Source organism: Streptomyces palmae (genome assembly GCF_004684805.1).
Lineage (GTDB): Bacteria > Actinomycetota > Actinomycetes > Streptomycetales > Streptomycetaceae > Streptomyces > Streptomyces palmae.
The window spans coordinates 1-8,828 of the sequence record NZ_SRID01000293.1; the positions used below are offsets into that span (position 1 = coordinate 1).

Below are 8,828 nucleotides of genomic sequence, written 5' to 3' on the forward strand. Positions count from 1 at the left end.
CCGGGGGGTAGAGATCGCGGGGGAGGCCGGTGGCGGCGGGGCGGTCCAGGAGCCACAGGGTGCGGGACCGACCGTACGCACCGGCGGCCGGTGCCTGTATCTCGCCGGCGCCGGACAGCGCGATGGCGACCGCCTTCGCCTTGTCCTCACCCGCGGCCAGCAGCCACACCTCGCGGGCGGCCCGGATCGCGGGCAGGGTGAGGGAGACCCGGGTGGGCGGCGGCTTGGGCGCGCCGCGCACGCCGACCACCGTCCGCTCGGTCTCCCGGACGGCCGGCAACTCGGGGAAGAGCGAGGCGATGTGAGTGTCCGGCCCCACCCCCAGCAGCAGCACGTCGAAGGACGGCACCAGACCGCGGTTGTCCGTCCCGGCGGCGGCCGCCAGCTCGGCCGCGTACGCCTCCGCCGCCACCTCCACATCGCCCCCGCAGGGACCGTCGGAGGCGGGCATGGCGTGCACCCGGGCGGGGTCCACCGGCACCGAGTCCAGCAGCGCCTGACGGGCCTGGGTGTGGTTGCGCTCCGGGTCGCCGTCCGGCAGGAAGCGCTCGTCGCCCCACCACAGATCCAGCCGCGACCAGTCCACCGCGTCCCGGGCCGGGGCCGCGGCGAGCGCCGCCAGCAGGCCGTTCCCGTTGCGGCCGCCGGTGAGCACCACCGAGGCGTAGCCCCGGGCGGCCTGCGCGTCCACGATCTTGGTGATCAGCCGGGCCGCGGCGGCCTGCGCCATCAGCTCCTTGTCGCGGTGCACCACGACCTGCGGTGTGGTCACGTGGCCGCCTTCCTCGCCGCAGCCTTCTTCCCGGCCTTCCGGGAGGATGCGTCCGGGGCGGGCTCCGCGGCCGGAGCGGGCTCCTCGCCCGCCGCCTTCCGCGCCTTCTCCTCCTTGGCCAGCGCGTCCACGCCGAACCGCACCGCGGAGGCGTAGGTCTCGTCCGGGTCGAGACGGCGCAGCTCCTCGGCGATCAGCTCGGAGGTCTCCCGCCGGTGCAGGGCGACGTGCCGGTCGGGCTGCCCGGGCATGGCCAGCTCGGCGAGCGCGCCGTCCGCCCGGTCCAGGCAGATGGTGCCGTCCGCGGTCTCCAGGCGCACCGCGGTCAGCCCCGGGCCCTCCGTGACCCGGCGCTCGACCGGCACCCGCAGCCGCTCGGCGAGCCACAGCGCGAGCAGCTCGCCGCTCGGGTTGTACGCCTCGCCCTCCACCACCGCGGAGGTGACCGCGGAGTGCTTCTGGTCGAGCGCCGCCGCCAGCACACTGCGCCATGGGGTGATCCGGGTCCAGGCCAGGTCGGTGTCGCCGGGGGTGTAGGTGGCGGCCCGCTGGACCAGGGTGGCCACCGGGTCCTCGGTGGCCTGGGCGTCGGTGATCCGGCGCGCCGCGAGCTGCCCGAGCAGGTCCTCGCTGGGGTGCTCCGGCGCGTCCTCGGGCCACCACACCACCACCGGGGCGTCCGGCAGCAGCAGCGGCAGCACCACCGACTGGGCGTGGTTGGCCAGCTCGCCGTGCATCCGCAGCAGCACCGTCTCGCCGGTGCCGGTGTCACCGCCCACCCGTACCTCGGCGTCCAGCCGGGCGAGCTTGCGGTCGCGGGGGGTGCGGCCGGGGCGCTTGATGACGACCAGGATCCGCGACGGGTGCTCCTTGGACGCCTCGCTGGCGGCCTTGAGCGCGTCGTAGTGGTTGCCCTCGTCGGTGACGATGACCAGGGTCAGCACCATGCCCACGGCGGGGGAGCCGGCCGCCCGGCGTGCCTTGACCAGCGCCGCGTTGATCTGGCTGGACGTGGTGTCCGTGAGATCGATGTTCATGGCCGGCGCCAGCTCCGTCCGTCTCGTGCAAGCATCTCGTCCGCCGCCCTGGGCCCCCAGGTTCCGGCGGTGTACGGCTCGGGCCGGCCGTTCTTGTCCCAGTACTCCTCGATGGGATCGAGGATCCGCCAGGACTCCTCCACCTCCTGGTGGCGCGGGAAGAGGTTGGCGTCGCCCAGCAGCACGTCCAGCAGCAGCCGCTCGTACGCCTCGGGGCTGGACTCGGTGAAGGACTCGCCGTAGGCGAAGTCCATGGTCACGTCGCGGATCTCCATCGAGGTGCCGGGCACCTTGGAGCCGAACCTGATGGTCACGCCCTCGTCCGGCTGCACCCGGATGACCAGGGCGTTCTGCCCCAGCTCCTGGGTGTCGGTGGTGTCGAAGGGGGAGTAGGGGGCGCGCTGGAAGACCACCGCGATCTCGGTGACCCGGCGGCCCAGGCGCTTGCCGGTGCGCAGGTAGAACGGCACCCCGGCCCAGCGCCGGTTGTCGATCTCCAGCTTCACCGCGGCGTAGGTGTCGGTCTTGGACCTGGGGTTGATGCCCTCTTCCTCCAGGTAGCCGAGCACCTCCTCGCCGCCCTGCCAGCCGTGGGTGTACTGGCCGCGGACGGTGTGGCTGCCCAGGTCCGGCGGCAGCTTGACCGCCTTGAGGACCTTCAGCTTCTCGGTGACCAGCGCCTTGGCGTCGAAGGAGGCGGGCTCCTCCATCGCGGTCAGCGCCAGCAGCTGGAGCAGGTGGTTCTGGATGACGTCCCGGGCGGAGCCGATGCCGTCGTAGTACCCGGCCCGACCTCCGATGCCGATGTCCTCGGCCATGGTGATCTGGACGTGGTCCACGTACGAGCGGTTCCACAGCGGCTCGAACATCGTGTTGGCGAAGCGCAGCGCCAGGATGTTCTGGACCGTCTCCTTGCCCAGGTAGTGGTCGATGCGGAACACGTCGCTGGGCCGGAAGACCTGGTGGACGACCTGGTTGAGCTCCTGCGCGCTGGCCAGGTTGTGACCGAAGGGCTTCTCGATGACGGCGCGCCGCCAGGAGTCGGCGGTGCTGTCGGACAGGCCGTGCTTCTTGAGCTGCTGCACGACCGTGGGGAAGAACTTCGGCGGGACGGACAGGTAGAAGGCGAAGTTGCCGCCGGTACCGCGCGCCTTGTCCAGTTCCTCCATGGTGGTCCGGAGGGTGTCGAAGGCCTCGTCGTCGGAGAACTCGCCGGGTACGAACCGGAAGCCCTCGGCCAGCTGCTGCCAGACCTCCTCGCGGAACGGGGTGCGGGCGTGCTCCTTCACCGCGTCATGGACGACCTGGGCGAAGTCCTCGTCCTCCCAGTCGCGGCGGGCGAAGCCGACGAGCGAGAAGCCCGGCGGCAGCAGACCGCGGTTGGCCAGGTCGTACACGGCCGGCATCAGCTTCTTGCGCGACAGGTCGCCCGTGACGCCGAAGATCACCAGGCCGGACGGCCCCGCGATGCGCGGAAGCCGCCGGTCCTGGGCGTCACGGAGCGGGTTGACGCCGTGTGCGGGCGGAGAGGTCACCTCACGCCTCCGAGGGAGCGAGGCGCCGGAGCTCCGCCTCGGTGGACTTCAGCAGGTCGTTCCAGGCCGTCTCGAACTTCGCGACGCCCTCCTCCTCCAGCAGCCGGACCACGTCGTCGTAGTCGACGCCCAGCGCGGCCAGCGCGTCCAGGTCGGCCCTGGCCTGCTGGTATTCGCCGCGCACCGTGTCGCCGGTGATCCGCCCGTGGTCGGCGGTCGCCTCCAAGGTGGCCTCCGGCATGGTGTTGACCGTGCCCGGGGCGACCAGCCCGTCGACGTACAGGGTGTCCGAGTACGCCGGGTCCTTGACGCCGGTGGAGGCCCACAGCGGCCGCTGCTTGTGCGCGCCCGCCTTGTCCAGGGCAGCCCAGCGGTCCGAGGGCGGCGCCGAGTCGTCGGCGGCGCCGAACACCTCCTCGTACGCCTGGTAGGCCAGACGCGCGTTGGCCACCGCGGCCTTGCCGCGCAGCGCCTTGGCCTCGTCGCCGTCCAGCGCGCTCAGCCGCTTGTCGATCTCGGTGTCCACCCGGGACACGAAGAAGGAGGCCACCGAGCGGATCTTGGACAGGTCCAGACCCGCCGCCTTGGCCTTCTCCAGGCCGGCCAGGTAGGCGGCCATCACCTCGCGGTAGCGCTCCAGCGAGAAGATCAGCGTGACGTTGACGCTGATGCCCAGGCCGATCACCTCGGTGATGGCCGGCAGGCCGGCCCGGGTGGCCGGGATCTTGATGAAGGTGTTGGGGCGGTCCACCAGCCAGGCGAGCTGCTTGGCCTCGGCGATGGTCGCCTCGGTGTCGTGCGCCAGGCGCGGGTCCACCTCGATGGAGACCCGGCCGTCCTGGCCGCCGGTGGCGTCGAAGACCGGCCGCAGGATGTCCGCGGCGTCCCGCACGTCCGAGGTGGTGATCATGCGCAGCGCTTCCTCCACGGTGACCCGGCGCACCGCCAGGTCCCGCAGCTGCTGGTCATAGCCGTCGCCGCCGGAGATCGCCTTCTGGAAGATGGACGGGTTGGTGGTGACACCGACCACGTGCTGCTGGTCGATCAGCTCGGCGAGGTCGCCCGAGGTGATCCGCTTCCGCGAAAGGTCGTCGAGCCAGATCGCCACGCCCTCGTCGGAGAGGCGCTTGAGTGCGTCTGTCATGGAATCTGCATCTCCTACTTGTCTCTATGGTGGCGTCAGCGGCCGACCGAGGCCAGCGATGCCCGGGCCGCTTCCACCACCGCGTCGGCGGTCAGGCCGAACTCGCGGAACAGCACCTTGTAGTCGGCGCTCGCCCCGAAGTGCTCCAGCGACACGATCCGCCCCGCGTCGCCCACGTAGCGGTACCAGGTCAGGCCGATACCGGCCTCCACGGCGACCCGCGCCCTCACCGACGGCGGCAGCACGCTGTCGCGGTACGCCTGGTCCTGCTCCTCGAACCACTCCACCGACGGCATCGAGACCACCCGCGCCGGGACGCCCTCGGCCTGCAGCCGCTCCCGCGCCTCGACGGCCAGCTGCACCTCGGAACCGGTGCCGATCAGGATGACCTGCGGCTCGGTGCCCTGCCCGTCGGGGCCCTCGGCCTCGAAGAGCACGTACCCGCCCTTGGCGGCGTCCGTGTTCGGAGCGTAGGTGGGGACGTTCTGCCGGGTGAGCGCGATGCCGTGCGGCGCCGGGGCGGCGCTGTGCCGGCGGGTGATCTCGCCCCAGGCGATGGCGGTCTCGTTGGCGTCGGCCGGACGGACGATGTTCAGCCCGGGGATGGCGCGCAGCGCGGACAGGTGCTCGACCGGCTGGTGGGTCGGGCCGTCCTCGCCCAGACCGATGGAGTCATGCGTCCAGACGTAGGTGACCGGCAGCTTCATCAGCGCGGCCAGCCGCACCGCGGGGCGCATGTAGTCGGAGAACACCAGGAAGGTGCCGCCGTAGACGCGGGTGTTGCCGTGCAGCGCGATGCCGTTCATGGTCGAGCCCATGGCGTGCTCGCGGATGCCGAAGTGGATGGTGCGGCCGTACGGGTCGGCCTCCGGCAGCGGGTTGCCCTTCGGCAGGAAGGACGAGGAGGGGTCGATGGTGGTGTTGTTGGAGCCCGCCAGGTCGGCCGAGCCGCCCCACAGCTCCGGGAGCACCGCGCCCAGCTCCTGCAGCACCTTGCCGGACGCCTTGCGGGTCGCGACGTCCTTGCCGGTCTCGAAGACCGGCAGCACCCGCTCCCAGCCCTCGGGCAGCTCGCCCGCGCTGATCCGGTCGAACTCCGCGGCGCGCTCGGGATGGTTGTCCCGCCACTCCTGGAACTGCTTGTCCCAGCGGGCACGCGCCTCCCGGCCCCGGTCGGCGACCTGGCGGGCGTGCGCCAGCACCGCCTCCTCGACCTGGAAGTGCTGCTCGGGGTCGAAGCCCAGCACCTGCTTGGTGGCCGCGACCTCCGCGTCGCCGAGCGCCGAGCCGTGCGCGGCCTCGGTGTTCTGCGCGTTGGGCGCGGGCCAGGCGATGATGGTGCGGGCGGCGATGATCGAGGGGCGCTCGGTCTCCTCCTGCGCCGCCTTGAGCGCCGCGTACAGCGCCCGCACGTCGAAGTCGCCGTTGGCGGCCTGCTCGATGCGCTGAACATGCCAGCCGTACGCCTCGTACCGCTTCAGCACGTCCTCGGAGAGCGCGGTGGCGGTGTCGCCCTCGATCGAGATGTGGTTGTCGTCGTAAAGCGCGACGAGGTTGCCCAGCTTCTGGTGGCCGGCGAGCGAGGAGGCCTCGGCGGAGATGCCCTCCTCCAGGTCGCCGTCGGAGACGATCGCCCAGATGGTGTGGTCGAACGGCGAGGCGCCCTCGGGTGCCTCCGGGTCGAACAGACCGCGCTCGTAGCGGGCGGCCATCGCCATGCCCACCGCGTTGGCGATGCCCTGGCCGAGCGGTCCGGTGGTGGTCTCGACGCCCACCGTGTGACCGTGCTCGGGGTGGCCCGGAGTGAGGCTGCCCCAGGTGCGGAACGCCTTCAGGTCGTCCAGCTCCAGGCCGTACCCCGACAGGTACAGCTGGATGTACAGGGTCAGGCTGCTGTGCCCGGGCGAGAGGACGAAGCGGTCGCGCCCGGTCCAGTTCGCGTCCGAGGGGTCGTGCCGCATCAGCTTCTGGAAGAGCAGGTACGCGGCGGGGGCCAGGCTCATGGCCGTGCCAGGGTGGCCGTTACCGACCTTCTGCACGGAATCCATGGCCAGGACGCGGACGGTATCGACGGCCCGCTGGTCCAGTTCGGTCCACTCGAGGTCTGTGGTGGTCGGCTTGGTGCTCACCCTGGGTCAGGGCTCCTCTCCACATGTCGGATGCCGGTGACCGTGCGCACCAGCGGTGCCGAGCCTACCGTTGCGATCACGGTCGTCTTCTCTTCCGGGACGTCGGCTCGCCCAGCTCCCGCCAGGTGGTACGCCAGGGCAACGAATGCCGCGGATGCCGCATTCCCGATCCCCGTGGACGGTTGGCGGAGCACACTCCCAGACTGCCGGTCCGGGCCGGACTTCGCCTCCCGGCACGCACCGGGCGGCACACCCGGGCGGGGGACGGGGGCCCAGCCCGCCTTCACGGGACCCAGCCCAACACGACCCACCCCCGCGACAAGGCCGAGTACCCGCTGCGTCTAGAGTGGCGTGGTACGCGCAAGTCTTTACCGGACCTTCATGTCCGGTGCTTGCTGGTTCTGCTGCTTCTACCAGGGGTGTGCGTGACGGCCGTCGAATCCCGTCCTGCGGGGGTACTCGCTGCGAGGCCCAGTCACCGTCCGATCGGGGCCCGCGTCAAGGCGTTCGTGCTCCTGACGAAGCCCCGGGTCATCGAGCTGCTGCTGATGACCACGGTCCCGGTGATGTTCCTGGCGGCCGAAGGTGTACCCGATCTCTGGTTGGTGCTCGCCACCTGCGTCGGCGGATATCTGTCCGCCGGCGGCGCGGGCGCGTTCAACATGTACATCGACCGGGACATCGACGCCCTGATGGACCGCACCTCGCAGCGTCCACTGGTCACCGGGATGGTCTCGCCGCGCGAGTGCCTGGTCTTCGCCTCGACGCTGGCGGTGGTCTCCACCGTTTGGTTCTGGTACCTGGTCAACCCGCTGTCCGCGGCGCTGTCGCTGGGCGCACTGCTCTTCTACGTCGTGGTCTACACGATGTGGCTCAAGCGGCGCACCGCGCAGAACATCGTCTGGGGCGGCATCGCGGGCTGCATGCCGGTCTTCATCGGCTGGTCAGCGGTGACCAACTCGGTCTCCTGGGCCGCGCTCATCCTCTTCCTGGTCATCTTCTTCTGGACCCCGCCGCACTACTGGCCGCTGTCCATGAAGGTGAAGGACGACTACGAGCGGGCCGCCGTGCCCATGCTCCCGGTGGTCGCCGGCAACAAGGTGGTCGCGCGGCAGATCGTCCTCTACAGCTGGGTGATGGTCGGCGTCTCGCTGCTGCTGTGGCCGCTCGGCTACACCGGCTGGTTCTACCCCGTGGTCGCCGTGCTGCTGGGCGCCTTCTGGCTCAAGGAGGCGCACGGCCTGCAGGCGCGCGCCAAGGCCGGGGTGACCGGGGCCAAGCTCAAGGAGATGCGGCTGTTCCACTGGTCCATCACCTATGTGACGCTGCTCTTCGTCGCGGTGGCGGTGGACCCCTTCCTCCGCTGATTACCGGTGGGTAGCATTCTGTCCATGGCAGACACCAAGCAGGCGGAGACCGCCGAGCGGCCGGCCCCGGACAAGCGCACCGAGAAGCGGGCCCAGCGGCTGGCCCACCAGATCACCACCTTCGCCGCCAGCCACGGCGGCAGCGCGGAGGGCCAGCTCGCGCACATCGCGCGCGGCAGCACCCGGATCGCCCTGGTCGGCGCCAACGGGGAGTGGGGCAACCTGGTCGCCCCCTCCTACCAGACCGCCCAGCGCGCCGTGGAGCTCGCCGGAATCACCCTCCACGACGACTTCGACGGCGAGCTGGCCGCCAAGGTGCGTACCGGCCGCTACGAGTGGACCCGAATGGCCGGCATGCAGCTCGGCGGCCCCGACAACGACTGAGCGGCCGGGTAGCGCCCCTCCCCCAGGGGCGCGGGGAACTGCGCGCCCAGCCCAGGACGGCCCGCAGCCTGACGGATCGCACAAGACAGCGGCCCGGGCTCAGGGGTGGGAACCCCAGGCCCGGGCCACTGCCGTCCGGCCGCCCGACGGCAACAACCAACCGGACGGTGGCCCCTCCCCCAGGGGCGCGGGGAACTGCGCGCCCAGCCCAGGACGGCCCGCAGCCTGACGGATCGCACAAGACCGCGGCCCGGGCTCAGGGGTGGGAACCCCAGGCCCGGGCCACTGCCGTCCGGCCGCCCCGACGGCAACAACCAACCGGACGGTGGCCCCGCTCCCCAGGGGCGCGGGGAACTGCGCGCCCAGCCCAGGACGGCCCGCAGCCTGACGGAGCACACACGCCAGCGGCCCGGCCCAGGATGAGAACCCCAGGACCGGGCCGCCGCCCCCTACGTACCGT

The 8,828-nt window shown here is 71.6% G+C and carries 7 protein-coding genes; 2 read left to right on the top strand and 5 right to left on the bottom strand.

The genetic code is table 11. From position 1 onward, the window contains the following. From pgl to tkt, 5 genes are all read right to left on the bottom strand, one after another. Window positions 1-772 (bottom strand): 6-phosphogluconolactonase (pgl, locus tag E4099_RS24245; protein ID WP_135341244.1); only part of this gene is annotated, 772 nt, incomplete at its 3' end. Then, a complete protein-coding gene (gene opcA, locus E4099_RS24250; RefSeq protein ID WP_135341245.1) occupies window positions 769-1,809 on the bottom strand; it encodes a glucose-6-phosphate dehydrogenase assembly protein OpcA in 1,041 nt (346 codons plus the stop codon). The genes pgl and opcA, both read right to left, overlap by 4 nt. Then, the gene (gene zwf, locus E4099_RS24255; RefSeq protein WP_135341246.1) at window positions 1,806-3,344 is read right to left on the bottom strand and encodes a glucose-6-phosphate dehydrogenase; all 1,539 of its coding nucleotides are present in this window, start codon (window positions 3,342-3,344) and stop codon (window positions 1,806-1,808) included. The genes opcA and zwf overlap by 4 nt, the downstream gene beginning before the upstream one ends. Window position 3,345: 1 nt before the next feature. Beyond that, window positions 3,346-4,488, bottom strand: a complete 1,143-nt coding sequence (gene tal / locus E4099_RS24260; RefSeq protein ID WP_135341247.1) for a transaldolase — start codon at window positions 4,486-4,488, stop codon at window positions 3,346-3,348. A 35-nt stretch (window positions 4,489-4,523) separates the two neighbouring features. Further along, complete coding sequence (gene tkt / locus E4099_RS24265; protein ID WP_135341248.1) at window positions 4,524-6,617, bottom strand: transketolase; 2,094 nt, start codon at window positions 6,615-6,617, stop codon at window positions 4,524-4,526. Between the two features lie 425 nt (window positions 6,618-7,042). Here tkt and E4099_RS24270 point away from each other — a divergent pair, with 425 nt between their 5' ends. After that, window positions 7,043-7,984 carry a heme o synthase gene (locus E4099_RS24270; RefSeq protein ID WP_135341249.1) on the top strand — a complete coding sequence of 314 codons (942 nt, stop codon included), beginning with the start codon at window positions 7,043-7,045 and terminating at the stop codon, window positions 7,982-7,984. 24 nt (window positions 7,985-8,008) lie between these two features. Next, window positions 8,009-8,368 (top strand): hypothetical protein, encoded by a 360-nt coding sequence (locus E4099_RS24275; protein WP_135341250.1) that lies wholly within the window; start codon window positions 8,009-8,011, stop codon window positions 8,366-8,368. Window positions 8,369-8,828 lie beyond the last annotated feature (460 nt).